Source organism: Gordonia sp. p3-SID1431 (assembly GCF_025143765.1).
GTDB lineage: Bacteria > Actinomycetota > Actinomycetes > Mycobacteriales > Mycobacteriaceae > Gordonia > Gordonia hongkongensis.
On record NZ_JAMBDT010000028.1, the window covers coordinates 26,075 to 53,005 of the forward strand.

General features: G+C 69.5%; 25 protein-coding genes and 1 pseudogene. 17 read left to right on the top strand and 9 right to left on the bottom strand.

Going from position 1 to position 26,931, the window contains the following annotated elements:
• Positions 1-80: 80 nt before the first annotated feature.
• The 3 genes from M4D77_RS09575 to M4D77_RS09585 are packed head-to-tail and all read right to left on the bottom strand — an operon-like array spanning position 81 to position 3,768.
• Positions 81-1,388: a glycosyltransferase family 4 protein gene (locus M4D77_RS09575; protein ID WP_259936105.1), complete on the bottom strand. Its 1,308-nt coding sequence runs from the start codon at positions 1,386-1,388 to the stop codon at positions 81-83.
• Positions 1,385-2,947: a glycoside hydrolase family 57 protein gene (locus M4D77_RS09580; protein ID WP_259936106.1), complete on the bottom strand. Its 1,563-nt coding sequence runs from the start codon at positions 2,945-2,947 to the stop codon at positions 1,385-1,387. Before M4D77_RS09580 ends, M4D77_RS09575 begins: the two co-directional genes overlap by 4 nt.
• Positions 2,948-2,949: 2 nt before the next feature.
• Positions 2,950-3,768, bottom strand: a complete 819-nt coding sequence (locus tag M4D77_RS09585) for a bifunctional 2-polyprenyl-6-hydroxyphenol methylase/3-demethylubiquinol 3-O-methyltransferase UbiG (RefSeq protein ID WP_259936107.1) — start codon at positions 3,766-3,768, stop codon at positions 2,950-2,952.
• A 186-nt stretch (positions 3,769-3,954) separates the two neighbouring features.
• Between M4D77_RS09585 and M4D77_RS09590 the strand changes: the two genes are divergently transcribed.
• The 10 genes from M4D77_RS09590 (at position 3,955) to ligA (ending at position 14,398) form a co-directional block, all read left to right on the top strand.
• Positions 3,955-4,740, top strand: a complete 786-nt coding sequence (locus tag M4D77_RS09590; RefSeq protein ID WP_004019278.1) for an electron transfer flavoprotein subunit beta/FixA family protein — start codon at positions 3,955-3,957, stop codon at positions 4,738-4,740.
• 53 nt (positions 4,741-4,793) lie between these two features.
• A complete protein-coding gene (locus M4D77_RS09595) occupies positions 4,794-5,750 on the top strand; it encodes an electron transfer flavoprotein subunit alpha/FixB family protein (RefSeq protein WP_068970697.1) in 957 nt (318 codons plus the stop codon).
• Positions 5,751-5,850: 100 nt separating this feature from the next.
• Positions 5,851-6,837: a GNAT family N-acetyltransferase gene (locus M4D77_RS09600; protein WP_259936114.1), complete on the top strand. Its 987-nt coding sequence runs from the start codon at positions 5,851-5,853 to the stop codon at positions 6,835-6,837.
• The gene (locus M4D77_RS09605; protein WP_259936108.1) at positions 6,834-7,778 is read left to right on the top strand and encodes a 1-acyl-sn-glycerol-3-phosphate acyltransferase; all 945 of its coding nucleotides are present in this window, start codon (positions 6,834-6,836) and stop codon (positions 7,776-7,778) included. The genes M4D77_RS09600 and M4D77_RS09605 overlap by 4 nt, the downstream gene beginning before the upstream one ends.
• Positions 7,779-7,840: 62 nt before the next feature.
• Positions 7,841-8,320 (top strand): DUF4334 domain-containing protein, encoded by a 480-nt coding sequence (locus M4D77_RS09610; protein ID WP_159371154.1) that lies wholly within the window; start codon positions 7,841-7,843, stop codon positions 8,318-8,320.
• A gap of 69 nt (positions 8,321-8,389) precedes the next feature.
• The gene (locus M4D77_RS09615; RefSeq protein ID WP_175401208.1) at positions 8,390-9,610 is read left to right on the top strand and encodes a cysteine desulfurase family protein; all 1,221 of its coding nucleotides are present in this window, start codon (positions 8,390-8,392) and stop codon (positions 9,608-9,610) included.
• Complete coding sequence (mnmA, locus tag M4D77_RS09620) at positions 9,610-10,728, top strand: tRNA 2-thiouridine(34) synthase MnmA (protein WP_259936109.1); 1,119 nt, start codon at positions 9,610-9,612, stop codon at positions 10,726-10,728. The genes M4D77_RS09615 and mnmA overlap by 1 nt, the downstream gene beginning before the upstream one ends.
• Positions 10,725-11,741: a vitamin-B12 independent methionine synthase gene (locus tag M4D77_RS09625; RefSeq protein WP_259936110.1), complete on the top strand. Its 1,017-nt coding sequence runs from the start codon at positions 10,725-10,727 to the stop codon at positions 11,739-11,741. Before mnmA ends, M4D77_RS09625 begins: the two co-directional genes overlap by 4 nt.
• 42 nt (positions 11,742-11,783) lie before the next feature.
• Entirely contained in the window at positions 11,784-12,170 is a 387-nt protein-coding gene (locus M4D77_RS09630; RefSeq protein WP_058252158.1) for an MmcQ/YjbR family DNA-binding protein, read from the top strand.
• A gap of 137 nt (positions 12,171-12,307) precedes the next feature.
• Positions 12,308-14,398: an NAD-dependent DNA ligase LigA gene (ligA, locus tag M4D77_RS09635; RefSeq protein ID WP_259936111.1), complete on the top strand. Its 2,091-nt coding sequence runs from the start codon at positions 12,308-12,310 to the stop codon at positions 14,396-14,398.
• Between the two features lie 7 nt (positions 14,399-14,405).
• Here ligA and M4D77_RS09640 read toward each other — a convergent pair whose 3' ends face one another.
• Positions 14,406-14,921 carry an O-acetyl-ADP-ribose deacetylase gene (locus M4D77_RS09640; protein WP_068971731.1) on the bottom strand — a complete coding sequence of 172 codons (516 nt, stop codon included), beginning with the start codon at positions 14,919-14,921 and terminating at the stop codon, positions 14,406-14,408.
• 34 nt (positions 14,922-14,955) lie between these two features.
• The gene (locus M4D77_RS09645) at positions 14,956-15,624 is read right to left on the bottom strand and encodes a hypothetical protein (protein WP_058252155.1); all 669 of its coding nucleotides are present in this window, start codon (positions 15,622-15,624) and stop codon (positions 14,956-14,958) included.
• Between the two features lie 179 nt (positions 15,625-15,803).
• On the opposite strand from M4D77_RS09645, the gene gatC reads away from it, so the two are divergent.
• Both gatC and gatA read left to right on the top strand, forming a co-directional pair.
• Positions 15,804-16,115, top strand: coding sequence for an Asp-tRNA(Asn)/Glu-tRNA(Gln) amidotransferase subunit GatC (gene gatC / locus M4D77_RS09650; protein ID WP_058252154.1), 312 nt, complete (start codon positions 15,804-15,806; stop codon positions 16,113-16,115).
• A complete protein-coding gene (gene gatA, locus M4D77_RS09655; protein WP_137809006.1) occupies positions 16,112-17,617 on the top strand; it encodes an Asp-tRNA(Asn)/Glu-tRNA(Gln) amidotransferase subunit GatA in 1,506 nt (501 codons plus the stop codon). Before gatC ends, gatA begins: the two co-directional genes overlap by 4 nt.
• A 45-nt stretch (positions 17,618-17,662) precedes the next feature.
• Here gatA and M4D77_RS09660 read toward each other — a convergent pair whose 3' ends face one another.
• Both M4D77_RS09660 and M4D77_RS09665 read right to left on the bottom strand, forming a co-directional pair.
• On the bottom strand, positions 17,663-18,910 hold the full coding sequence (locus M4D77_RS09660) for an alpha/beta-hydrolase family protein (RefSeq protein WP_259936112.1): 1,248 nt from the start codon (positions 18,908-18,910) through the stop codon (positions 17,663-17,665).
• Positions 18,907-19,614 carry a hypothetical protein gene (locus tag M4D77_RS09665; protein WP_242697085.1) on the bottom strand — a complete coding sequence of 236 codons (708 nt, stop codon included), beginning with the start codon at positions 19,612-19,614 and terminating at the stop codon, positions 18,907-18,909. The genes M4D77_RS09660 and M4D77_RS09665 overlap by 4 nt, the downstream gene beginning before the upstream one ends.
• Positions 19,615-19,773: 159 nt before the next feature.
• Here M4D77_RS09665 and M4D77_RS09670 point away from each other — a divergent pair, with 159 nt between their 5' ends.
• The 3 genes from M4D77_RS09670 to M4D77_RS09680 all read left to right on the top strand — a co-directional run bounded on the left by M4D77_RS09670 (position 19,774) and on the right by M4D77_RS09680 (position 22,850).
• On the top strand, positions 19,774-21,066 hold the full coding sequence (locus tag M4D77_RS09670) for a sensor histidine kinase (protein WP_259936113.1): 1,293 nt from the start codon (positions 19,774-19,776) through the stop codon (positions 21,064-21,066).
• A 9-nt stretch (positions 21,067-21,075) separates the two neighbouring features.
• Complete coding sequence (locus M4D77_RS09675) at positions 21,076-21,726, top strand: response regulator transcription factor (protein ID WP_065632692.1); 651 nt, start codon at positions 21,076-21,078, stop codon at positions 21,724-21,726.
• Positions 21,727-21,815: 89 nt separating this feature from the next.
• A complete protein-coding gene (locus tag M4D77_RS09680) occupies positions 21,816-22,850 on the top strand; it encodes a 6-phosphofructokinase (protein WP_078112933.1) in 1,035 nt (344 codons plus the stop codon).
• A gap of 14 nt (positions 22,851-22,864) precedes the next feature.
• Here M4D77_RS09680 and M4D77_RS09685 read toward each other — a convergent pair whose 3' ends face one another.
• Positions 22,865-23,098, bottom strand: a complete 234-nt coding sequence (locus tag M4D77_RS09685) for a PspC domain-containing protein (protein ID WP_058252197.1) — start codon at positions 23,096-23,098, stop codon at positions 22,865-22,867.
• Between the two features lie 131 nt (positions 23,099-23,229).
• On the opposite strand from M4D77_RS09685, the gene gatB reads away from it, so the two are divergent.
• Positions 23,230-24,735 carry an Asp-tRNA(Asn)/Glu-tRNA(Gln) amidotransferase subunit GatB gene (gatB, locus tag M4D77_RS09690; RefSeq protein WP_078112932.1) on the top strand — a complete coding sequence of 502 codons (1,506 nt, stop codon included), beginning with the start codon at positions 23,230-23,232 and terminating at the stop codon, positions 24,733-24,735.
• A gap of 310 nt (positions 24,736-25,045) precedes the next feature.
• Here gatB and M4D77_RS09695 read toward each other — a convergent pair whose 3' ends face one another.
• A complete protein-coding gene (locus tag M4D77_RS09695; RefSeq protein WP_396266565.1) occupies positions 25,046-26,239 on the bottom strand; it encodes a PQQ-dependent sugar dehydrogenase in 1,194 nt (397 codons plus the stop codon).
• A gap of 108 nt (positions 26,240-26,347) precedes the next feature.
• Here M4D77_RS09695 and M4D77_RS09700 point away from each other — a divergent pair.
• A pseudogene (locus M4D77_RS09700) lies at positions 26,348-26,931 on the top strand (DoxX family protein); the annotation flags it as partial.

The window sequence follows — 26,931 nt, forward strand, 5'->3', positions numbered from 1 at the left end:
CCCTCCGCAGGCTCCGGGCTCCTCAGGGAGCAGGGGGTGGAGGCCCTCCGCAGGCTCCGGGCTCCTCAGGGAGCAGGGGGCTATGCCTGGCCCGGGTCCCGTTCCGGCAGCGGGCGTTCCGGGATGTCGGGCCGTCCGATCGCGTGCCGGACCCGACGCTTCGCGGCGAGGTGCACGCTCGCGGTGCGCTCGGCGACCTCGGCCCAGGAGAACTCCGCGGTGAGCCGCGCCCGAGCCCGCAGTGCTCGCTGCGCGGCCGCGCCCGGATCGGACAGCGTGGCCCGGACCGCCGCGGCCAGACCGGCGACATCCGCGGGCTCGAACGTCAGCCCGGTGTCCGGCTCGCGAACCGCCTCACCCAGACCCCCGGCCGTGGACACGATCAAGGGCACGCCGGTCGCCGCCGCCTCCAGCGCCACGATCCCGAACGGCTCGTAGCGACTCGGCAGCACGATGGCGTCGCAGCGGTGCATCAGCGTAACCAACTCGGTGTGGTCGACCGGGCCGACGAACCGCACCGCCTTGCCGACCCGATGCTTGCGCGCCTGCTCCATCAGCCAGTCCCGCTGAGTGCCGTCACCGGCGATCGTCAGCGTCGTACCCGGATGGCTGCGCCGGATCCGGGGGAGAGCCGCGAGCAGATCCTGCACGCCCTTCTCGTATTCGAGCCGACCCGCGAACAGCAGCTCGGCCGGACCGCTCGTCCGAGCACGTTCGGCGAACGGCCACGTACGGATGTCGATGCCGTTGTGGATCACCGTGATGTCGGTGGCGTCGTAGCCGAACAGTCGGTTCACCTCGTCGCGCATCGACGCCGAACACGTGATGAGAGCATCGGATTCGGACACCAGCCACCACTCGACCGAATGCACCTGCCGGTTCGTCCGACCGCTCACCCAGCCGCTGTGCCGCCCGGCCTCCGTCGCGTGGATCGTGGAAACCAATGGCACATCGAAGAACTCGGCCAGCGCGATGGCCGGGTGGGCGACCAGCCAATCATGCGCGTGCACGACCTCCGGCACCCATCGCGACCCGATCGCTCCGCTCCCGGCGCCGTGCGGATCCGGCCCGCTCGCTCCGCTTCCGGCGCCGTGCAGAATCCGAAGTCCCGCCCGCACGAATGCATGCCCCATCGCCAGCGTCCAGGCCATCATGTCCTGCCCGAACTCGAACTCCGGCGGGTCCTCGGCGACGGCCAGAACCCGAACACCCTCGACGACGGTGTCCGTCGTCGGATGAGTCACCGCATCGGTCCCCGACGGACGCCGGGTCAGCACGACCACGTCGTGCCCGGCGGCGGCCATCTCGGTGGCGAGGTGATGGACATGCCGGCCGAGTCCGCCCACCACCACCGGCGGGTACTCCCACGACACGAACAACACCTTCATCGGATTCCCCCCTCGACACCGACCCGGTCGGCGGTCAGAGCCGTGTGCAGCCGGCGCGCATCGAGTGCGGGAAAGAGATTGTCGGCACGCGCCCAGGCGGCGGCGAGCGTCTCGGCTGCGTCGTCGCGGCCCCGCATCGCCGCGTCGCTGATCTCGCGGGTGGCATGCGCATGCGTGTGAGCTCGCGACACAGCGTACTGCGCCGCGGTGTCCTTCGACACCATGAACGGCCAGTCCGAGGACACTGTCAGCAGCGCCTCGCGCACGATCTGATCGGCGACCCGGCTGCGTGCATTCCCCCGTTGCCGCAGCTTGGCGACCGCGTCGAGCGCCGTCTCGGTGACCTCGGCGTTCAGGTCGACCAGGTGCTGCACGGCCGGGCCGTTCCACACCCGCCAGTCCTTACCCGACCCCCACGACGACCTGGGGAGGTCGATGGGCGCGCCGACGAGCCCGGCCTGCGTTGCGCCCGCGAGTGTCCCGACGGTGACCCCGACCTCGGGCAGACGTCGCAGCACCCGATCCAGCCAGACCGGGCCCTCATGCCACCAGTGCCCGAACAATTCGGTGTCGAACGCGGCGACCACCAGCGCGGGCCGGCCGATCCGCGCGGACTCGTCGACCAGACGCTGCCGCACATGCGCGACGAAGTCCTCGACGTGCCGGCCCAGAACCGCGTCGACGCGCGCCGGGTCGTAGGGCTTCTTGTCCTGCCCGGACACGGTCCGGCCGGTGACCCGGAACCGCTTGAGCCCGGTCTCGTGGTCATAGGTGTGAAAATCCCGATAGGCGCCATGACCCGGATAGCCCGACTTCGGCGACCAGACGCGATAGCTCACCGTCAGGTCACGTCCGTAGGCGACGACGGCGCTGTCGCCGACGGGGCGTCCCAGCGCGGTGTCGCCGTGCAAGGCGGGCCCGTCGACCATGAAGTGGCGCACGCCCGCGCGGTCGTACTCCATTTCCATCCCTGGCGCGAAGGCGCACTCGGGTGCCCAGATCCCGGTCGGATCGAAACCCCACCGCGCATGGGCGTCCGCGAGCCCCTCGGTCAGCGAGAACCGGCGCAGTCGCGGGTCGAGCAGCGGTGCGAACGGGTGGGCCAGGGGGCCGCCCAGGATCTCGACGACGCCGCTCGAGGCCAGTCCGCGGATCAGTGGCGACGCGCCGTGACGCCATCGGGACGCAAAGGTGTCCAGCGCGCGCTGGGCGTCGAGGTACTCACGGCGGCCCGCCGCGGCTCGGTCGGCGTCGCGGGACATCGCTGCCTGCGTGGCCCGGAGCTGCCAGTCGGCGAGCCACTCGTACATCGACGACGCACAGTGCGGATCGTCGAGCTGCGCGGCCAGCACCGGCGTGATCCCGAGGGAGAGCTGGTCGGTGAAACCGTCGGCGGCCAGCCGCTCGAGCGTGTCGAACAGCGGCAGGTACGACGCGGCCCACGACTGATACAGCCACTCCTCGCCGACCGGCCAACGGCCGTGATTGGTAAGCCACGGCAGATGCGAGTGCAGGACCAGCGTGAACTGGCCCGGGACGGGTTCGGTGCGGGTGGTCACCCTCAGCCCCGCAACGCGACGGCGAACAGGTCGAGCGAGTCGTCGATGTCGTACACGCCGGAATCGACGACATCGAAGTCCGCGGCGACCACGCCGGCGACATCCGCGGCCAGCTCGTCCGGCCAGGGCTCGCCGGCGAGCGCACGCTCGATCTGGGCGTCGATGAGCGAACCGCCCCATCTGGTGTCCAGGGCGCGAAGGCGCGGTCCGTGGACGACTCCCCACATCGCGTCGATCACGAAGCCGCCGTCGAGAAGCAGTTCGGTGAGTTCGGCCACGTCGAGCTCACGGGTGTGGAACGGGTTGAGCGGTGTGTCGCGACCGGGGGAGAAGGTGATGCGGTTGGGCGTCGACATGAGCAGGACCCCGCCCGGACGCAGCACGCGGTGGCATTCGGCGACGAATCGCGGCTGATCCCAGATGTGTTCTATGACCTGGAAGTTGACCACGATGTCGACCGAGGCGTCGGCGAGGGGGAGGTCGACGAGGTTGCCCTGGTGGACGACGAGCTGGGGATAGCGGCGTCGGGTGTGTTCGACCGCGGCGGCGTCGTAGTCGACGCAGACCACCGACGACGCCCCGGCGTCGGCGATCATCGCGGCGCCGTACCCCTCGCCGGAGCCGGCTTCGAGGACGTCGTGGCCCGCGCACCGGTCGGCGATGTGGCGGTAGGCGATCTCGTGGCGCCGGAACCAGTAGTTCTCGGCGGGAATCCCCGGGACCGTTCGCTCGCCGGTCAGCGCCAGTTGCTGGTCGGTGTCGAGCGCCTCGAGACCAGTGGTTGCCGTCCCGCGCGACGATCCGAGGTCTGCTTCAGTCATCTGACAGAGAGTAGGGCATGCCCCGGGGACCGCCGGGGCCGTCGTACCGAGCGAGCGAACGGTAGCGTGCATTGTGTGAGCTAGTCGATGTTTAGTGGAAACATAGAAGACGCTAAAGTGGTGGGGACCCATGGCCTTACCCGCCGGTAAGTTGCCGAACCCGATGCAGGAGGTCGACGTAGACCCATGACAAACATTGTCGTACTGATCAAGCAGGTTCCCGACACATGGTCCGAGCGCAAGTTGTCCGACGACGACTACACCCTGGACCGTGAGGCCGCCGACGCCGTCCTGGACGAGATCAACGAACGCGCCGTCGAGGAAGCGCTGAAGATCAAGGAGGCCGACGGCGGTGAGGTCACCATCCTGACGGCGGGTCCCGAGCGCGCCACCGACGCCATCCGCAAGGCCCTGTCCATGGGCGCCGACAAGGCGATCCACATCAAGGACGACCTCATGCACGGCTCGGACGCGGTCCAGACCGCCTACGTGCTGGCCCGGGCGCTCGGCACGGTCGAGGGTGTCGAGCTGGTCATCGCCGGCAACGAGGCCACCGACGGTCGCGTCGGCGCCATCCCGGCCATGATCGCCGAGTACCTCGAGCTCCCGCACCTGACCCACCTGCGCAAGCTGACCCTGGAGGGCGAGACCCTCAAGGGCGAGCGAGAGACCGACGACGGCATCTTCCACGTCGAGGCCAGCCTGCCGGCCATCGTCAGCGTGAACGAGAAGATCAACGAACCGCGCTTCCCCTCCTTCAAGGGCATCATGGCCGCCAAGAAGAAGGAGGTCACCGTCCTGACCCTCGCCGAGATCGACGTCGAGGCAAGCGATGTGGGCCTGGAGAACGCCGGCTCGGTCGTGACGGCGAACACCCCGAAGCCGCCGAAGACCGCGGGCGAGCGCGTCACCGACGAAGGCGACGGCGGCACCAAGGTCGCCGAGTACCTGGTCGGCCAGAAGATCATCTGACCTTCTCCACGCAGACCACCGGCGAACCCCCAGACATTCAGGAGAAAACCACCATGGCAGAAGTACTCGTTCTCGTGGAACAGGACGCCGAAGGCGCCCTGAAGAAGGTCACCAGCGAGCTCATCACCGCCGCCCGCGCACTCGGCACCCCGTCGGCGGTCGTCGTCGGCAAGCCCGGCTCGGCCGACGGCATCCTCGACGGACTCAAGGAGGCCGGCGCGGAGAAGATCTACGTCGCCGAGTCCGACGATGCGGGTAGCTACCTCATCACCCCGCAGGTCGACGTGCTGGCCTCGATCGCCGAGACCGCCTCGCCGGCCGGCATCCTCGTCGCGGCCACCGCCGACGGCAAGGAGATCGCCGGCCGCTTGGCCGTGCGCCTCGGCTCGGGCGTCCTCGCCGACATCGTCGACGTCAAGGAAGGCGGCGTGGGCATCCACTCCATCTTCGGTGGCGCCTACACCGTCGACGCCCAGGCCAAGGGCGAGGTCCCGGTCTTCTCGATCCGCCCCGGTGGCGTCGAGGCCGCTCCGCAGGCCGGCGCCGGCGAGCGTGTCGACGTCGAGGTCCCGGCTCAGGAAGAGGGCGCGGTCAAGATCACCAAGGTCGAGCCGAACGTCGGCGGCGATCGTCCCGAACTGACCGAGGCGTCGATCGTCGTCTCGGGTGGTCGCGGTGTCGGCAGCGCCGAGAAGTTCTCCGTCGTCGAAGAACTCGCCGACGTGCTCGGTGCCGCCGTGGGCGCTTCGCGCGCGGCCGTCGACTCCGGTTACTACCCCGGTCAGTTCCAGGTCGGTCAGACCGGTAAGACCGTGTCGCCGCAGCTGTACGTCGCCCTGGGCATCTCGGGCGCCATCCAGCACCGCGCCGGCATGCAGACCTCGAAGACGATCGTGGCCGTCAACAAGGACGAAGAGGCCCCGATCTTCGAGATCGCCGACTACGGCGTCGTCGGCGATCTGTTCAACGTTGCGCCGCAGCTGACCGAAGAGGTCAAGAAGCGCAAGTGATCATGAGCTGATCAACTGCAGGACCCGGTGACCCCCGACTCCCCGTCGGGGGTCACCGTGCGTTCGGGGGTCGTTCACCCGCAGGTGGCCGTGGCGAGGCCTGTTCATCCGGTGGCGGCCCGAGTTCATCGAACCCGCACCGACACGACACGCTGCGGTGGTCCTGCCGATGCCCGGTCTCGTTTCCATTCGAGTCATGAACGCCATGCAGTCGCCAGTCCGCACCAGCCATGTCGCGCGCGCTCGGTTCTCGCGGGCCGTGCCGACGACCCTGCTCACCGCGGGGCCCATCCGGGTCCTCGTGTCCGACGATCCCGCCGACATCGTCGCCGCCCAGGAACTGCGGTATCGCGTCTTCGCCGACGAACCCGGCTTCTCCAACTGCATCGGTGACGCGGTCACCGGACGGGACGCCGACCGGTTCGACGCCTTCTGCGAGCACCTCATCGTCCGCCACGCCGACGACGGGGTCGTCGGGTGTGCGCGCCTGCTCTCCCCGGCGCGGGCGATCGCCGCCGGCGGCTGGTACTCGGCCACCGAGTTCGACCTCCGCGAGATGAACGACATCGTCTCCGCCACCGTCGAATTGGGTCGGGCGTGTGTCCACTCCGAGTACCGCGACGGGTCGGTCACCGCGCTGATGTGGGCGGCGCTGCTGCAGTACATGGACGACGCCGACCTGCGATACCTGATGGGCTGTGTGTCGGTGCCCCTGCACACGCCGGGTGAATGGCTGCCGGGGTCGTCGCTGCGCGCCCTGCGCGATCGTCTGCGGGACGACCACCGGGACCCCGAGCGACGTGCCCACCCGCTGGCACCGGCGCGCATCGGCGGACGCCTGCTCGACGACATCGTGCCGTCCGACACGGTCGCGATGCCGGCTCTGATGCGTGGATACCTCCGCCTCGGCGCCCGCATCTGTGGCGAGCCGGCGGTCGACGACGTCTTCGACGTCGCGGATTTCCTGACCCTGCTCGACCGCGAAGGTGCCAACAAGCGATACCTCGACCGGCTGCGATCGAGTGCCCGACGGCTCGGTTCGGCCCGCGCGGACGCCACGCCGGAGCCCGGGGGCGCGGCACGATGACCGCCCTGCTGGTCGGTCCGGTCGCCCCTCGCTCCGAGCGTCCCCGACGCGGACACGCCGCGTGTCCGCCTGCCCGCCCGGCCGGCGCGCTCGCGCACCCGTGGTTCCCGATCAGCACCTGTGGCGACGGTTGCATCGGTGCACCGCGGGCCGGGCGGTTCGACGCGGTCACCGGCGCGACGATCGTCGCGTGGCGTCTGTGCCGACTCGTCGTGGTCGTGGTGTGGATCGTCTGGGCGGCGCTGACCGCCGGCGCAGTGGCGCGGTTGCGTCGCCGTCCGCCGCGCCCCCTGCGTCGACCCGCGTCGGGTGCACTGCTGGCGGCCCTGGGCATCGCCGTCCGCGTCGAGGACCGGCGCGGTGGCCCGGCCCGCGCCGGACTCGTGGTTGCCAACCACATCTCGTTCCTCGACGTCTTGGCGCTCGCGCTGATCAGCCCTGCTGACGTGGTGGCCAAATCCGATGTCGTCGGGATGCCGGTGGTGTCGTCCCTCGCGCGCCGGTTCGGCGTCATCGCCGTCGACCGCGGCACCCTCCGCGGTCTGCCGGGGACGGTCGGCGACGTGGCCGGGCGGCTGCACCGCGACTCGTCGGTGATCGTGTTCCCCGAGGGCACCACGTACTGCGGCCGCTCGGCCGGTGCATTCCGACCCGCGTTCTTCCAGGCCGCGATCGATGCGGACGTGCCGGTCGTGCCGGTGAGGTTGCGTTTCGTCGGCAGCGACGGGACCACCGCGACGGCACCGAGTTTCATCGGCGCCGACACCCCCGCCGACACGCTGCGGCGGGTCCTGCGGGCGCGTGGTCTCGTCGTCACGATGGTCATCCACCCGCCCGAGGAACCCGGCGCAGATCGTCGCGAGCTGGCGCGTCGGTGTGAGCGCGTCGTGGCGGGGCGGCTCCCGGCCGCGGAAAGTGACATCACCCGTTCTCTGATATAGGTTTTCCGGTAGCCGTCCGCAGCTCTGCGGACGATCAACCGCGTACCCCCAGGAGGCCGACGATGACGTCCACTCAGACCCGAGAAGCCGCGCGCGCCAAGTTCTTCGAACTCCGGGACGTCGACGGCCGAGTTGACGACGCCGACCTCGACACCGTGTGGGCGGGACTGTCGCCGCTGCGGCCCGAGGAGATGCTCGGCGCATGGAAGGGCGGCGAGTTCACCACCGGGCACGCGATCAACGGCGCGCTCGCCAAGGCCAACTGGTTCGGCAAGACGTTCACCTCACGCAGCGACGTCCAACCGCTGGTGTGCCGCGACGAGAACGGCAACCTCTACTCCAACACCACACTCGGCAAGGGCGAGGCCAGCCTGTGGGCGATCGAGTTCCGCGGCGAGATCACCGCATCGATGGTCTACGACGGTCAGCCGGTCATCGACCACTTCAAGCGCGTCGACGACACCACGGTGATGGGGATCATGAACGGCAAAGGCGGAGTCATCGACGGCCGTCACTTGTACTTCTACCTCGAGCGGGTCTGAGGCGGGCTGTCGTTCCGCGTCCGATCGCGGAATTTGTTGGCGACCTACGCGCGTTTATCCTTGCTAGCGATGCCCGTGCCAAGCCGACCGCCCGTGAAGGCGCCTGTCTACCTCGACCACGCCGCTTCGACGCAGATGCTGCCCGAAGCCGTCGAGGCGATGACGGCCGTCTTCGCGCAGCCGGGTAACGCCTCGTCGCTGCACGGATCCGGTCGCACCGCACGTCGTCGGCTCGAGGAGGCGCGCGAGGCCATCGCCGCGGCGGTCGGTGCCCGGCCCTCCGAGGTCGTCTTCACCGGCGGCGGCACCGAGGCCGACAACCTGGCGGTCAAGGGGATCTACTGGGCACAGCGGAACGCCGATCCCCGCCGTCGCCGGATCATCACCTCGGCGATCGAACATCACGCCGTCCTCGACCCCGCGCAGTGGCTGGCCGAGCAGGCCGGAGCCGAGCTCGTCCTGCTCCCGGTCGACGCCGACGGTGTCGTCTCGCCCGCCGACCTGCGCGCGGAGCTCGAGGAGCACGCCGCCGAGACCGCTCTCATCTCGCTGATGTGGGCCAACAACGAGGTCGGCACGATCCAACCGATCGCCGAGCTCGCCGCGGTCGGGTCCGAATTCGGCGTCCCGGTGCATTCCGACGCGATCCAGGCCGTCGGCCATCTGCCGGTGGACTTCGCCGCGAGCGGCCTCTCGGCGCTCAGCCTGACCGCCCACAAGTTCGGCGGGCCGCAGGGTGTCGGCGCCCTGCTGCTGGGTCGCGATGTCGGGTGTGTGCCGCTGCTGCACGGCGGCGGCCACGAACGCGACGTGCGCTCGGGAACCCAGGACGTCGCCGGTGCGGCCGGCATGGCCGCGGCACTGTCGTGGTGCGTCGAGCACCTCGACGAGAACACCGCGCACGTCCGCGCCCTGCAGACCCGGCTGACCGACATTCTCCTCGGCGTCGACGGAACGGTGCGGAACGGTGCCGACGGCGATCGTCGCCTCCCGGGGAACGTGCACGTGTCGTTCGCCGGTTGTGAGGGTGACTCGCTGCTCATGCTTCTCGACGCCAAGGGCGTCGAGTGTTCCACCGGATCGGCCTGCACTGCCGGGGTCGCCCAGGCCAGCCATGTCCTCCTGGCGATGGGCCTGGACATGGCCGACGCGCGGTCGTCGCTGCGGTTCTCCCTCGGCCACACCACCACCGAGGCCGACATCGACGCGGTCGCCGCGGTCATCGACGAGGTCGTCGACCGGGCGCGGGCGGCCGGACTGGTCTCGGTCCCCGGCGGAAGGATCTCCTGATGCGCGTATTGGCAGCGATGAGCGGCGGCGTCGACTCGGCGGTTGCCGCGGCCCGGGCGGTCGAGGCCGGTCACGAGGTGGTCGGAGTTCATCTGGCGTTGTCGACGGCTCCGGGTGCGCTGCGCACCGGTTCGCGCGGATGCTGCTCGCGCGAGGACGCCTCCGACGCCCGCCGCGCCGCCGATGTCCTCGGAATCCCGTTCTACGTGTGGGATTTCGCCGACCGGTTCAAGGACGATGTGATCGACGAGTTCGTCGAGGCCTACGCGGCCGGACGCACCCCGAACCCGTGTCTGACGTGCAACGAGAAGATCAAGTTCGCGGCCCTCGCCGACAAGGCGATGGCGCTCGGCTTCGACGCGCTGGCCACCGGTCACTACGCGCAACTGACCGACGGCGAGTTACGACGAGCGGTCGACGCCGACAAGGACCAGTCGTATGTGCTGGCCGTGCTGACGCGTGATCAGCTGTCGCGGGCGATGTTCCCGATCGGTGACACCCCGAAGTCCGAGATCCGGGCCGAGGCGGCCCGGCGCGGCCTGGCCGTCGCGGACAAGCCGGACTCCCACGACATCTGCTTCATCCCGAGCGGCGATACCCGCGCGTTCCTCGGCGCCCGCATCGGCGTCCGGCCGGGCGCGATCGTGGACGCGACGTCGGGCGAGCGCCTCGCCGAGCACGACGGGGTCCACGGTTTCACCATCGGGCAGCGCAAGGGCCTGGGGATCGAGGCGCCGGCCGCCGACGGCAAGCCCCGCTACGTCACCGAGATCGACCCGGATTCGGGAACGGTGACTGTCGGGACGGCAGCCGATCTGCAGGTCTGGGGCATCACCGCGACGCGCGCGGTCTGGACCTCCGGGGTCACTCCGGACGAATCCTTCGACGCGATGGTGCAGGTGCGAGCCCACGGCGGGCTCGCGCCGGTGCGCGCGACCGCCACCACGGTCGACGGTGAACCCGCCATCGACATCGCGCTGCAGGAGCCGCTCACCGGCGTCGCCCGCGGTCAGGCCGCGGTGCTGTACCTGCCCGATGCCCGACGCGGCGACCAGGTCGTCGGGTGCGGACGCATCGCCACCACCTCATCGCAGCCGACTGTCGTCGCATCTCGGTGACCGGAGCGGCACTGCCCACCGGAGTGGGCACCGGCGTGGGGTCGATGCCCGGCACCGACGCACGTGCGGCCGCCGCGGTGGTGAACGGGGAACTCGATCTCGCCCACCTCGTCGAACTGCCCGCGCGAGGTATCGGTGCGGATCTGATCGGCCGGATGGCGGCGATCCTCGTCGACCTGCCGATGGACACCGCGACATGGGGTTACCGGCTGGCGCAACGCCACTCCCGCCTGGCCCGACGCGCCGCGGACCTGCTTGCCGAGGACCTCGACGTCGTCGAGGAACTCTGGGAGACAGCGGGTTTCATCGGTACCGGCCGCATCTTCAAGGTGCAGGTGGCCGGTCCGTTCACCACCTCGGCATCTGTCGAGCTGACGAACGGGCAACGAGTCCTGAAAGACCACGGAGCCGTCCGCGACATCGTCGAGTCGACGGCGGAGGGTGTGCGCGAGCACGTCGCCGAGGTGGAACGCCGACTTGGTGCGCGCGTGGTGGTCCAGATCGACGAGCCGATGGTCGGCCAGGTCATCGACGGCACGGTGAAGCCACTGACCCGCTTCGACCCCATCCGGGCGATACCGGCGGTCGAGGTGGCTCGCGCACTCACCGATCTCGTCGACCACGTCGGCGTCCCGGTGGTCTTGCACGATTGCGGCACACCGCGGTGGGACCTCCTCGAACATCTTCCCGGGGTTGCGTATTCGATCGACATCACCGCACCGTCGGCGACCGATCTCGACGGCATCGGGATGCTCGTCGACCGCGGCGGCGTCCTGCTCGCAGGTCGTGTGCCTTCGACCGCGCCCGATCGTCCGCTGGCCGCCGAACACGTGGCGACCGAACTCGCCGCGCTGACCGACCGCATCGGGCTGGACCGCAAAGTGTTGTCGGACAACGTGATCGTGACGCCTACCTGTGGTCTGGCCGGCGCGTCGGCGAAGTGGGCCAAGACGGCCTTGGCGATCACCGCGGAGGCCGGTCAGCTGCTCGGCAGCGATCCCTCCGCGCTCTGAAAACCCCTGCGGGTCCGACGTCGTAGACCTATTCTCGTCGGTATGCCGCACCCGATCATGTTCGACGACGCGGATCCCTATCTGGGCCGCATACGGGAGATCGCGCTCGCGCTGCCCGACGCAACCGAGGTCGTCGCGCACGGTCGCCCGACCTTTCGCTGCGGCAAGATGTTCGGCAACTACGGCGGTGGCGTCAAGGGCAGCAAGGTGCGCCATGATCAATCGATCCTGGTCCTCGCCGACGACTCCGAACGGCCCGCGCTGCTGGACGATCCGCGGTTCTTCCTGCCCGCCTACCTCGGCCCGGCCGGCTGGGTGGGGCTGATCCTCGACGACGAGACCGACTGGGACGAGGTCGCCGAACTCCTCGACACGAGTTACCGCCAGATCGCACCGAAACGGTCGGTGGCGAAGCTCGGTCCGTTGTGATCGTCGGCGCGGAAACTCCCGCGGCCCCGTCTCCGTCCCGCTGATCGGATCCGATCAGCGGGAGGGAAGCAGTACCGCGCGAACGAGGCATCGGTTGACGAGCTGGGTCTGTCCCACCACTCCGATACCCTCGGAACGTGGCAGATACAACGGAGTCGGGTCAGCCGGTCACCGAGCAGTCGGGGCCGGAGGCGGACCTGCGTGAGGAGTGGACCGCGCTCGCCGAGGAGATCCGCGAGCACCAGTTCCGCTACTACGTGAAGGACGCGCCGGTCATCACCGACGGCGAGTTCGATCTGCTCCTCAGACGCCTGCAGGCGCTCGAGGACGCGCACCCCGAACTCGCGGCCGCCGACTCACCCACCAAGCTCGTCGGGGGCGGCTTCTCCACGGCGTTCTCCGCGGTGGACCACCTCGAGCGAATGATGTCGCTGGACAACGTCTTCGACCACGACGAGATGCGCGCCTGGGTCGACCGCGTGGTCGCCGACGCCGGCGCCCGGGCCGACTTCCTCTGCGAGCTCAAGATCGACGGCGTGGCCCTGGCGCTGGTCTACCGGAACGGGGTTCTCGAGCGAGGTGTCACCCGTGGCGACGGACGCACCGGTGAGGACGTCTCACTGAACGCGCGCACCATCGACGACATCCCGATGCGCCTGACCGAGTCCGCGGAATACCCGATTCCCGAGGTCCTCGAGGTCCGTGGCGAGGTCTTCTTCCGGGTGGAGGACTTCGAGGCGCTCAACGCCTCGCTCGTGGCGGAGGGCAAGCCGCCGTTCGCGAATCCGCGCAACTCGGCCGCCGGCTCGCTGCGGCAGAAGAATCCGCAGGTCACGGCCCGTCGCAAGCTGCGGATGATCTGTCACGGGATCGGGCACACGGAGGGCTGGCGACCGGAGTCGTTGCACGACGCCTACCTGGCGCTCGGGGCCTGGGGTCTGCCGGTGTCGACCCACACCACCAAGGTGTCCGGCGCCGACGAGATCATCGACAAGATCGCCTACTGGGGCGAGCACCGTCACGACGTCGAGCACGAGATCGACGGCATCGTGGTCAAGGTCGACGACGTCACGGTGCAGCGCCGCCTCGGTTCCACCTCGCGGGCGCCGCGGTGGGCGATCGCCTACAAGTACCCGCCCGAGGAAGCCACCACCAAACTCTCCGACATCCAGGTCAACGTCGGACGCACGGGCCGGGTCACACCCTTCGCAGTTCTCGAACCCGTGCTCGTCGCCGGGTCCACGGTCTCGCGCGCGACCCTGCACAACGGTTCGGAGGTCAAGCGCAAGGGTGTGCTGATCGGTGACACCGTCACCATCCGCAAGGCGGGGGACGTGATCCCCGAAGTCCTCGGGCCGGTCGTCGATCTCCGCGACGGCACCGAGGTGGAGTTCGAGATGCCCGAACTGTGCCCGGCCTGCGAGACGCCGCTGCGGCCGGAGAAGGAGAGCGACGCCGACCTCCGCTGTCCGAACCAGGAGAGTTGTCCGGCCCAGTTGCGCGAGCGGCTCTTCCACCTGGCCGGTCGGGGTTCTTTCGACATCGAGGCGCTCGGCTACGAGGCCGCGTCGGCCCTGCTGTCGGCGGGGGTGCTCACCAACGAGGGTGACCTCTTCTCGCTGACGGCCGAGGACCTGATCCGCACGGATTTGTTCACCACCAAGGCGGGGGCGCTCTCGGCCAACGGCAAGCGGTTGCTGGCGAACCTCGACAAGGCCAAGGACGTGGCGCTGTGGCGCGTGCTGGTCGGGCTGTCGATCCGCCATGTCGGGCCCACCGCCGCCCGCGCCCTCGCCACCGAATTCGGTTCCCTCGAGGCCATCGAGGCCGCCGACATCGACCAGCTCGCCGGCGTAGAGGGGTTGGGAATGACCCTCGCCCAGTCGATCCACGACTGGTTCACCGTCGACTGGCATCGAGACATCGTCGAGAAGTGGCGCGCCGCAGGCGTTTCCATGGAAGACGAGCGCGACGAGTCGATCCCGCGGACCCTCGAGGGCAAGACGATCGTCGTGACGGGTTCGCTGGTGGACTTCTCCCGTGACGGGGCCAAGGAGGCGATCCTGCAACGCGGCGGCAAGGCGTCGGGTTCGGTGTCGAAGAAGACCGACTACGTGGTGGTGGGGGATTCGCCGGGCACCAAGGCCGACAAGGCCGAACAGCTCGGCGTGCCGGTGCTCGACGAGGACGCGTTCAAGAAGTTGCTGGAGACCGGCAGCCCCGAGTGACCGTCGATCAGCCCAGAGCGGACTCGAACGCGCGGAAGGCACGCTGGTCGAAAAGGACGAAACGGACCTCCTCGATCGAGGTCTCCGGCAGCGTGGCACGCACCGTGTCGACCGCTTTGCGGGCGCCGTCGTTCATCGGCCAGCCGTAGACGCCGGTCGAGATCGCCGGGAAGGCGATGGTGGTGGCACCGAGTTCGGTTGCGACGCGCAGTGACTCGCGGTAGCAGGAGACGAGCAGGGATGAGCGGTCCTCGTCGTAGGAGTGCACCGGTCCGACCGTGTGGATGACCCAACGTGCGTCGAGGTCTCCCGCCGTGGTGGCCACGGCCTCGCCGACAGGTAGTCCACGTTCGTAGGTGCCCGCCCGCAGCTCCTTGCACTCGGCGAGGATCGCCGGGCCGCCCCGCCGGTGGATCGCGCCGTCGACACCGCCGCCGCCCAGCAGTGTGGAGTTCGCGGCATTCACGATCGCGTCGACCGACTGTGTCGTGATGTCGCCCTGTATCAACGTGATGGACGTCATCAGACCATGATGCCTCCGGATCGACCGGCTGTGGCTAACTCTCGGCGCGCAGCACGGTACTGACGATCCCGGCGAGATAACCGAGTCGGGCGACCTCCGACGGCCGGAAGTCCGGTCCGCCGATGCGTCCGAGCAGGATCGCCCTCGACTCCGATCCCAGGGGAGCCGCCGCGAGACGGGTGTCCATGTCCTGCCAGGCACCGGGCACCCAGTCGCCGTCGGCGTCCAGCTCGACGGCTCTCTCGAGCGGTAGCCAGTCCGCCCTGGTCAGCGGGGTCTCCGGGGCGCCGGACGAGCCGAAGAGCTGCAGCACGCCGCCGCTGGCCGGTGTGACCACCATCGCCCAGGAGACGCGCAGGACGCGGGGCGCGTTGTCCACCAGGATCTGCAACCGGTCACGTCCGGCAGTGGCCACCTGATCGACCAACTCGAGTTCACGATGGGTGTCCAGCACGCCCGAGTAGGGGCGGATCGAGTCGACACGGACGCCGTTGACCTTCTCGGCCGCGGTGATCAGGCTGTCGGGCAGCGCCCCGGGCGCCACCTCGACGACGAGGTCGTCCACGGCGTAACCGTTGCCGCGCTCGACGACCTCGAGGGACAGGATGTCTGCGCCGACCGAGCCGAGCTGCACGGCGAGCACGCCGAGGCTGCCCGGCCGGTCTTCGAGATAGACCCGCAACAGGTAGGACACGTGCGACATTCTCGCACCCACGCGCGGGCGGCGCGCAGTGCACGGCTGCCAACCGGTGGCTGGGGGAAGCGGTCGTCGCGGGTTCCCATAGTCTGGAGACGTCGCCCAGACGCCGACACGACATCGGTCGACGACACGGCGGGGACGACGAGACCCGAACGAACAGTGATGGAAGGAAGGACGCTGCGGTGGCTGGCGAACCGAAGTCCATATCGCGCAACGAAGTCGCGCATCTGGCGCGTCTGTCGCGCCTGGCGTTGAGCGAGGACGAACTCGATGTCTACGCCGAGCAGCTGGACTCGATCCTGACCCACGTCGCGTCGGTGTCGGAAGTGGCCGCCGACGACGTGCCCGGCACGGCCCACCCGGCCGAACTGGCGAATGTGCTGCGCCCCGATGTCGTCGTCCCGGGTCTGACGACCGAAGCCGCGCTGTCCGGTGCACCGGCCGTCGAGCAGGACCGTTTCGCGGTTCCGCAGATCCTGGGAGAAGAGCAGTGAGTCCCGATTCCAGCGCCGCCGCGCCGCGTCCCGACGGTGATCTGACCGGATTGTCCGCCGCCGAACTCGCCACCCGGATCGGTGCCCGCGAGGTCAGCTCGGTGGAGGTCACCCAGGCCCACCTCGACCGCATCGCCGAGATCGACGACCAACTCGGCGCGTTCCTCCACGTCAGTGGCGCCGAAGCGCTGGTCGCCGCGAAGGCCGCCGACGACGCGATCGCCGCCGGGGACGCCCCGTCGGCCCTCGCGGGTGTACCGATCGCCCTCAAGGACGTCTTCACCACCACCGACGCACCCACCACGTGCGGCTCCAAGATCCTCGAGGGTTGGGTTCCGCCCTACGACGCCACGGTCACCGCACGCCTGCGCGCCGCGGGCATCCCGATCCTGGGCAAGACCAACATGGACGAGTTCGCGATGGGCAGCTCGACCGAGAACTCCGCCTACCAGCTCACCCGGAACCCGTGGGATCCCAGCAAGATCCCGGGTGGTTCGGGGGGTGGCAGCGCCGCCGCGCTGGCCTCGTACCAGGCCCCGCTGGCGATCGGTACCGACACCGGGGGCTCGATCCGGCAGCCGGCCGCGGTCACCGCGACGGTCGGCGTCAAGCCCACGTACGGCACGGTCTCGCGCTACGGGCTCGTGGCGTGCGCCTCGTCGCTCGACCAGGGCGGCCCGTGTGGCCGTACCGTCCTCGACACCGCGATGCTGCACGAGATCATCGCCGGGCACGACCCGCGGGACTCGACCTCGATCGATGTGCCGGTGCCCGACGTCGTCTCGGCGGCCCGCGAAGGGGCCGAGCGGGACCTCGCCGGCGTCCGGATCGGTGTCGTCACCGAACTGCAGGGCGAGGGTTACCAGTCCGGCGTGCTCGACTCCTTCCACCAGGCCGTCAAGCTCCTCGAGGAGCGCGGCGCCGAGGTGGTCGAGGTCAGCTGCCCGCACTTCACCTACGCGCTGGGCGCCTATTACCTCATCCTCCCGTCGGAGGTGTCGTCGAACCTCGCGCGGTTCGACGCGATGCGCTACGGACTGCGGGTCGGCGACGACGGCTCGCATTCGGCCGATGAGGTCATGGCTCTGTCCCGGGAGCAGGGATTCGGTCCAGAGGTCAAGCGCCGCATCATGATCGGGACCTACGCGTTGTCCTCGGGCTACTACGACGCCTACTACGGTCAGGCGCAGAAGGTGCGCACCCTGATCGCGCGTGACTTCGCCACCGCCTTCGAGAAGGTCGACGTGCTCATCTCGCCGACCACGCCGACCACCGCGTTCCCGATCGGGGAGAAGGTCGACGACCCGCTCGCGATGTACCTGTTCGACCTGTGCACGCTGCCGGTGAACCTCGCCGGCATCGGGTCGATGTCGGTGCCGTCGGGGCTGTCGGTCGACGACGGCATGCCCGTCGGGCTCCAGATCATGGCGCCCGCCCTGGCCGACGACCGGCTGTACCGCGTGGGAGCGTCGTACGAAGCGGCTCGGGGGCCGATCGTCTGACGACCCGGGCGGCGTGCCGTCTTCGGTGCACGCCGCCGCGGGCCGTCAGTTCCGCATCGGCTGCGGCGGTCCGGACTGTTCCGACCCATACCGGTGGCCGACCCCGGCCGCACCGTCGAGTGCGCCGAGAAGGTCGATGCTCGTCTGCACGAAACTGACCACGGGTAGCCACGGCGCCGACGGGACCCGCGGACCGCGGATGTGGGTGTCCTCGGTCGCGCGGTGCGGCCTCCACAGTCCGGCGGGTGACCAGCGCACGACGGGGTCGCTGGAATTGGCGAGAACCGTTCGCGAGGTGCGGGAATCCGGAGCGACGGTGCCCGCCGGCGGCGCGACCAGCACGGTCTCGTCGATCAGCGCGGGGCGCTCGTTCTCCAGCCATACCCGGGCGGCGTCGGCGCCCACGGCACCGAGACTCTGCCCGTAGAGGATCACCCGCGGACGTTCGCGGTCGGGAGCACCGTCGAGGACGGCCGCCAGTGCCGACACCACCGCGATCGCGGAGTCCGCCGATCGGGAGCGGTCGGACACGAAGGCCTGCCACGACGGCACGTCGTCGTAGGGGAGTGCGAGAACCCGGACGTCGCCGGCGAACCGGCTCTCGAAACCGTCGACCGCTGCCGGGTCGACCCATCCCGATCCGGTCGGCACGGCAACGACAACCGCCCGCGTCGACAGTCCGCCCGAACGCGCCCACGTCCGCACGAATTGTGCAGCGGCGCGGTCGAATCCATCGGTGCTCAGCTCCCCGCGGGCCAGGACGTCCGAATGCGTCGCCACCGTCGTCGACGACGGTGGCACCGGCTGTTCGTCGGCGCCGGCGTCGGCGGGTGCCAGCAGTCCCGCAGTGAGGGCGACTGCGCCGGCCGCGAGCAGAGCGCAGCTGCGCGGGACGGCGACGATCGCCAGGACGATGACGGCCGGCGGGATCGTGGCCGCCGCGCCCCACCCGAGCCCGACGGGGGCGACGTCGACCGCCGCACGGATGAGGTTCTGCCACCAGACCGCCACGCCGACCGCGCATCCGAGGATCACCAGGCAAGAGCAGAACACGACGCGCCGTGCCTGGTCGTCCGGCTGTCGCCGGCTGCGCCGGGCGACGATCATCCCGATGATCGCACCCAGGGCGCCGAATGCCGATGTCACGATCGCGGTCGTCGTCGCGTCCCGGGGCAGCGTGCCCGGATAGACCGCCATGAGGTAACCGAGGGTCACCGCGACACTGATCGCGGGATGCGGCCACGATCGGAACGGGCCGTCACGCAGCCAACGGGCGTCTCGGTACTTCGTCATCGCCGCACCTCGCGCTCGTCGGGATCGACCAGGGCGCGCTCGACGGTCGTGCGGACCAAGGCCGACAACGACTCGCCCCGGGCCGGGGGACCGCCGTACTGCCGCCACGTGTTCCACGCCAACCCGATCCGAGCGCCATGCGTGGCAGTCGTGCAGGCAGCTGTCCGGCAGGAGGCGTACATCCGGTCGATCAGCATGCGGTCCAGCGCGATCCGGGCCCAGGCGCCGAGCGGTTTGCCGTTTCGCTGCGCCGCCCGCAACAGGTCGTAGCCGAGATCGTGGGTGCGGCACAGCGGGGTGAAGTGCGGTGGCAACGGAACCGGCGACGAGCAGTCCCCATCCGGGTCGATCGGGTATCCGTCGACGATCCGCGGGGAGTACCCCTGCGCCACGACGAAGGACGGCGGAAGGGACGCCAGTGCGGTGGCCGGGTGCGGTCCCACGAGGGCGACGACCACGGCCGCGTAGGGATTGGTCGCATCGGCCGCCGGCGCCGTCACCGCCGGGCTCGGTGCTGCGAGGAGCGGGCCTGCGACGGCGTGTGCGGTCGAGACCCACTGGCCGGTGACGAGTACGGCCAGGGTGAGCATCGCCGCCCACCACCGCGACCGTCGTCGGCGAGTGGTTGCGGAGAGATCGCGGTGCTGGTGTAAGACGTTGTCCGACGGAAGCTTTCGGATGTTCTCTGATCCGGTCATGAGCATCGACGCTATGAGTCCGGATTCGGCCGGCACATCGCTCCGCGGGACCGGCCGCGGTCGTCCCCAGGCCGGTTCGTCGGCGCCGAAACGCTACGACGGTAGCGGGTCGTCTCCCTCGGAAGTATGAGGTCTTCGAGCGGTCGGCGAGCCTAGGGTGAGGGCATGTTCGGATACCGCAAGAAGCTCCGCGCGGTGGGGGCGTCCTCACTCGAATGGGCCTCGACCGCCCCGGTGGCCCAGGACCCCGCGGTGCGCCACTACTTCTCGTCGCGCCTCAACTGGTTCTTCCTGTTCGTGGCGCTGGTCATGTACTCGGTCGCCTGGCCGACGCTGCCGATCACCCACTCGATGCCGGTGTTCGTGCTACCCGTGGTCGCTGCCTTCGCGGCCCTGCCGATCGCCCTCGCGTGGTCGGCCCCGTTGCTGGGGTGGGCGATCTCGGTGGTCTCCGCCCAACTCATCGGCATCGTCGTCCCGACCCGGGGCGGGTGGGAGCTGACGATCCAGGTCACCCACCTGATCGAACTGCTGGTCCTCACGTTCATGGCCTTCCTCAAGTGCCCGCTGCGATGGATTCCGGTGGTCTGGGTCTCGACGTCGATCGTCATCGCCTTCGCCGTGCAACCGACCGCGCGCGTCGGGTGGGTCTTCGGGATCTCGGTGCTCGCGGTCGTGGTCGCGTTGCTGCGCGGACTGATGGCTTCGCGCCGGCAGTTGGCGGTGCGCACCGAGCAGACCGAGGCCGCCGAAGCCGAGGCGGCCGTACTCCAGGAGCGGGCGCGCATCGCCCGGGACCTGCACGATGTGGTCGCGCACCGGATGTCGATGGTGGTGGTGATGTCACAGACCGCCAGATATCGCCTGCCGGATGTGAGCCCTTCTGCCGCAGCGGAATTCGACGCCATTGCGGAGGCGGCACGTACGTCCCTCGACGAGGTCCGGCAGTTGCTCGGGGTCCTGCGCGTCGAGGGTGCGGATGCTTCGGCGGCACCCAATCCCGGTTTGGCCGAACTCGATTCGCTGGTCACCGAGACACGCCGCGCGGGTGCCGAGGTCGTGCTGAACCTGGCCATCGACGCCGACGACGTCGGTGAATCGGCCGCGCTGGTGATCTATCGGATCGTGCAGGAGTCGCTGGCCAATGCCACCCGGCACGCCCCCGGCGGGCGCGTGGACGTCGAGGTGAGGCGCGGGGACGATGACCTCGTCGACGTCGCCGTGGTCAACACGGCCGCGACCGCTGAACCGTTGCAGATCGGCGGGAGCGGAGTGGGTATCCCCGGGATGATCGATCGCGCTCAGGCGGTGGGTGGTTCGCTGGTCGCCACCCCCACATCGACCGGCGGGTTCGCGGTACGCGCTCGCATCCCGGCGACGCCGCGCCGGGACGTCGTCGTGCCCGAGCCGATCGTGACCTCCACGGGTTCCGGTGAACCGTCGTCGCGACGACGGTAGCGTGACGGCGTGCCGATCACCGTAGTCATCGCAGATGACCAGGCCATGGTGCGTCAGGGCTTTTCGGCGCTGCTTGCCGCGCAACCCGACCTCTCGGTCCTCGGCGATGCCGCCGACGGGGTCGAGGCCGTCGAGGTGTGTCGTCGGGTGCGTCCCGACGTCGTGCTGATGGATGTGCGGATGCCGCGCAAGGACGGACTGTGGGCCGCGGAGCAGATCCTCGCGTCGTCTGCCGAACCGCCCACGCGCGTGTTGATGCTGACGACCTTCGACATCGACGACTACGTGTACGAGGCGCTGCGCATAGGGGCATCGGGATTCTTGCTGAAGGATGCGCCCGCCGATGAGCTGGTGAGAGCGGTCCGCGTCGTGGCCGCGGGTGAGGCGTTGCTGGCACCGTCGATCACGCGGCGGCTGATCACCGAGGTCACCGCCAGGCGCCGGCGGCCGGCGCGGGATCAGAAGCTCGACACGCTCACCCCGCGGGAGCGCGAGGTGCTCGACCTTGTGGCCGACGGCAAGTCCAACGCCGAGATCGGCGCGGACCTGTTCGTGACCGAGCAGACGGTGAAGACCCATGTGAGCAGTCTCCTGAACAAACTCCGGCTCCGGGATCGGGCGCAGGCCGTCGTGTTCGCCTACGAGAACGGCATCAAGTGATTTCGCGACCAGCGCCGGGCTCGCCGGGGCACTAGATTGGGGTTGCTCGGGCAGGTTGACCGATGACGACAGGGAGGGTGGTCTCACCAGTGGCCAAGAGGTTCGGCATTCTGACGTCCGGGGGAGACTGCCCCGGACTGAACGCGGTCATCCGCGGCGCAGTGCTCAAGGGTGAGACCGTGTACGGCCACGAGTTCGTCGGCTTCCGGGACGGCTGGGCCGGACTGGTCTACGGCGACATCGTCGAATTGAGCCGGTCGACGGTCCGCGGCCTGTCGAACCAGGGCGGCACCATTCTCGGCACGAGCCGATTCGGTCCCTACTCCGAACCCGACGGCGGTCCCGAGAACATCAAGAAGGTGCTGAAGAACCTCGAGATCGACGGCGTGATCGCGATCGGCGGCGAGGGCACGGCGGCGGCGTCGAAGCGGCTGTTCGACGACGGCATCAACATCGTCGGGGTTCCCAAGACCATCGACAACGACATCGCCGCCACCGACTACACCTTCGGGTTCAACACCGCGGTGGAGATCGCGACCGAGGCCATCGACCGCCTCCGCACCACCGGCAACTCGCACAAACGGTGCATGGTCCTCGAGGTCATGGGTCGCCATGCCGGCTGGATCGCCCTGCACTCCGGGATCGCCGGCGGCGCCCACGTCATCCTGATCCCGGAGAACCCCGAGAGTCTCGACCAGATCTGTGCCTGGGTCACCAGCGTCAAGTCGCGCGGGCGTTCGCCGATGGTCGTCGTCGCCGAGGGGTTCAAGCTCCCGGAGATGAAGGAGGCGTACTCCACCAAAGGCCTCGACGGTTTCAACCGCCCCCGACTCGGTGGTGTGGCCGAGGTGCTCGCCCCGCTCATCGAGGAGCGGACCGGGATCGAGACCCGGGCCACCATCCTCGGCCACATCCAGCGCGGCGGCGTGCCGTCGGCCTACGACCGGGTGCTCGCGACCCGCATGGGGATGGCGACCGCCGACCTCGTCGCCGAGAAGGGCTGGGGGCAGATGGTCGCGCTTCACGGCACCGACATCGCCCGGATCACCTTCGACGAGGCACTCGGTGAACTGAAGACGGTGCCGTTGGATCAGTACAAGGAGATCCGGGTCATCTTCGGCTGAGCGACTCCGGGCCGTCAGGCCACCGGGGTGACCGTCGCGGCCGGCTCGCGCGGGATGATGATCCAGAGCGCCAGGTAGATCAGGACCTGGGGTCCGGGCAGCAGCATCGACAGGATGAACAGCACGCGGATGAGCGTCGGATCCCAGCCCCAACGTTGCGCGATACCACCGCAGACACCGCCCAGCCACGAGTTGCTGCGCGAACGCATCAGGCGGGGGCCGCTGTAGGCGGGTTGCGGGGTGGTCATCTCGTCCTCCTGTGTGGATTGTGGTCCGGCGTCGTTCGCCGGTGACATCCACGCTACGAGCGGGTCCGGCTCCCGGCATCGGTGATCACCCTGAACGTGCCCCTGGGATATCGCCGCATAAACTGGCCGCTATGACTTCCGCAGCCGTCGACCTGTTGGACTACGACGAGGTGCTTGCCGCATTCGATCCGGTGATGGGTCTCGAGGTGCACGTCGAGCTGGGCACCGCGACCAAGATGTTCTGCGGGTGCCCCACCGAGTTCGGCGCCGACCCGAACACCCAGGTGTGCCCGGTGTGTATCGGACTGCCGGGTTCGCTCCCGGTCGCCAACGCCAAGGCCATCGAGTCCGCGATCCGCATCGGCCTCGCGCTGAACTGCTCCATCCGGCCGTCGAGCGTCTTCGCGCGGAAGAACTACTTCTACCCGGATCAGCCGAAGAACTACCAGATCTCGCAGTACGACGAGCCGATCGCCTACGACGGTTTCCTCGACGTCGTGCTCGGCGACGGCACCACCTGGCGGGTCGAGATCGAGCGCGCCCACATGGAGGAGGACACCGGCAAGTCGCTGCACATCGGCGGCTCGACGGGTCGAATCCACGGCGCGAGTCATTCGCTGCTCGACTACAACCGCGCGGGCGTGCCGCTCGTCGAGATCGTGACGCGGCCCATCGAGGGCGCGGGGGAACGCGCGCCCGAGGTGGCCCGGGCGTACGTGTCGGCACTGCGTGATCTGCTCAAGTCGCTGGACGTGTCGGACGTGCGCATGGACCAGGGGTCGATGCGCTGCGATGTGAACCTGTCGCTGAAGACGAAGGACGCCACCGAATTCGGTACGCGCACCGAGACCAAGAACGTCAACTCGCTCAAGAGCGTCGAGGTGGCGGTTCGCTACGAGATGCGCCGTCAGGCCGCCATCCTGGAGGCCGGCGGCGAGATCGTCCAGGAGACGCGGCACTTCCACGAGACCGACGGCACCACGTCGGCCGGGCGCCGCAAGGAGACCGCCGAGGACTACCGCTACTTCCCGGAGCCGGATCTGCCTCCGGTGCAGCCGGATTCGGCGTGGATCGAGGAGTTGCGGGCGAACCTGCCCGAGCTGCCGTGGCTACGTCGCGCCCGCATCCAGGAGGACTGGGGAGTCTCCGACGAGGTCATGCGTGACCTCGTCAACGTCGGCGCGGTCGATCTCATCATCGCCACCGTCGACGCCGGAGCAGCACCCGAGGCGGCGCGCGGCTGGTGGGTGTCCTTCCTTGCGCAACAGGCCAATTCTCGCGGAGTCGAACTCGCCGACCTGTCCATCACGCCGGCGCAGGTCGCCGAGATCATCGGGCTGGTCGACGAGGGCAGACTCACGACCAAGCTGGCGCAGCAGGTCGCGACCGCCGTCCTCGACGGTGAGGGTGAGCCCGCTCAGATCGTCGCCGACCGCGGCCTCGAGGTGGTTCGGGACGATTCCGCGCTCCAGAAGGCCGTCGACGACGCGCTCGCCGCCAACCCCGACATCGCCGACAAGATCCGCGGCGGGAAGGTCCAGGCCGCCGGCAAGATCGTCGGAGACGTCATGAAAGCGACTCGCGGACAAGCAGACCCGGCCCGCGTCAAAGAACTCGTCATCGCGGCCTGTTCCTGAGGCGGCTCCGCCCCTCTGCTCCCTGAGGAGCGAGGGGCGATCCCCTCTGCCCCCTGATCCGAAAGAACGACCAATCCGTTGGTCTGAGGGGTGCAAGCGATGCCCTCCCTTTGCTCCCTGAGGTGCGAGGAGCGTTAGCGACGAGCCACGAAGGGTTCGCGACGCACCTCGCCAGGACCCTTCGTGACGCGCCCTCCGCAAGCTCCGGGCGCTCCTCAGGGAGCGGGGGTTGGCCGCGCCATCCGCAAGCTCCGGCCTCCTCAGGGAGCGGAGGTTCTTTCGTTGTGCACGACGGCGCGAGGCGTCCCGGTCACGTCCGGTCGTTGCCACCGCCGGAGGGCAGGAAGCGGAACACGCGATCGTCGGTGGGCTTCGCTGAACCCACCTCCTTGTTGACGGTCGCCACCTGCAGCAGCCCGTTGGGGAGCGCGGCCATCCGGCCGAGGGCACCGTACCGCCGGTCGAGCACGACGGCCGGAGCGGTGATCGTCGGCTCCTCGCGAGTGGGCTCGTTGATGGCCTCGATCCGTTGGGTGCGCGTCGTCGAGACGAAGATGCTGCCGCCGGCGACCCCGCAACCCGCGATCTGCGGCCGGTCCGGCCAGGTCCACAGCACCTTGGGTCCGCCTTCTTCGAGCACCTGCACGCGATCCTCGGTGGCCGTCTGGTCGGCGACGTAGACCGTCCCGGTGGAAGCGTTGGGACACAACGCCACCGACGACCCGAAGCCGGATGCGAGGATCGCCGGGCGAGGGCCGTCGCCAGAGGTGAACGAGGTCACCAGCAGTACCTTGCCGGCGAGGGACGACGGATCGTCCGCGGCCGCGGGATTCCCGGCGTTGCCGGTGGCGACGACGAGTTCGGTCGGGGACCGGAAGTACATCGCGCCCATGTTCCCGGTGGCGCCCTTGGGGATGCCGGTCAGGATCGGCTTGGGCACGTCTCCCGGTGCCAGGCGGACGATGCGGTTGTCCGACGGGGTCGTGATGTAGGCGTAGATCAACCGGTCTTGAGAATAGGTGGGGGAGTAAGCGAAATCGATCAGACCGCCGTCACCGGACGCATCGACCGGCGTCTCTCCCAGCGTTCGGGCAGGCCCGTAGCGTTTGGTCGTGATGATCTTGCCGGTCGTGCGTTCGGCGACGACGGTGACCTCGCCCTGCTCGTCGCCGGGCATCACACCGCCGGTGGACGCGAGGCACGTCGCGATCACCGCGGGGTCGGGGTCGACGCACGGGCCGGTCGGTGGCGGTTGCGTCTCGCGCGGGGTCTCCGGCGGTGGCGTCGGCTCGGGCTGGCCGCTCGGCCGGTTGTTGGGGCTGAACGCACCCGCCTCGCGTTGATTGTCCTGGGCGCTGAAGTCCGCGCAGCCGCCGACCAGCACCACGACCGCCGTCAGCACCGTCACCAGCACTCGCCACCGGGCCCACACCCGGCGGTCCGCCGTCGCGGCTGAACTCGTCCGGGCATCGTCGCGCGTGCCCGTCGGGCGCCCCTTCCACATGGCGTCCACAGTAATGGTGCTCCGGGTGACAGTGCCCCGAGCGTGGTGCCCCGACTCACCCCGTCGGGGTCCGGTGACCGCAGTCCGCGAGCCTCTAGAGTCGGGCGTGTGAGCGAACGCGACACGTCGGGCACCAGCGAGCGCGACACACCGGCGACGAGCCCCTACGACGAACCGACCGGACAGATCCCGGTCCCGGGCGGCGCGACCGGCGCACCCGGCACGGGACCCGGGGCGGGCAGTTCGCGTCCCGACGCCGGCTCGCCGACGCCACCCGCGGTGACCGACCGCGACGACTTCTACAACCGGCACGCCCGGCGGTCGCCGGCCCCTTACTCCCGGGTGGACGATCTCGACGACCTCGATCCCGGCGACGTCGAGACCCGTTCGGTCGCCGCTGGTCCGCCCGCGACTCCTCGGTCCGGTCCGGCGCCGACGCGACCGGCCGCGACGACCGCGGGGCCTGCCGCCGGAACGGGTGCACCGTCCGATGACGACTTCGAGACCGTGCAGTTCGCCAAACAGCCCGGCCCTGCGCGCGTGCAGACCGCCGACGACGCGGTCACCACCCCGGAGCCCGCCCTGCCGCCGGTCGGCACCGCACGCTATGACTTCGTCGATGACGACGACGATCTGATCTCCCGCGCCCGAGCGCACGACGCCGCGTCCGACACCGAAGTACTTGACGACGA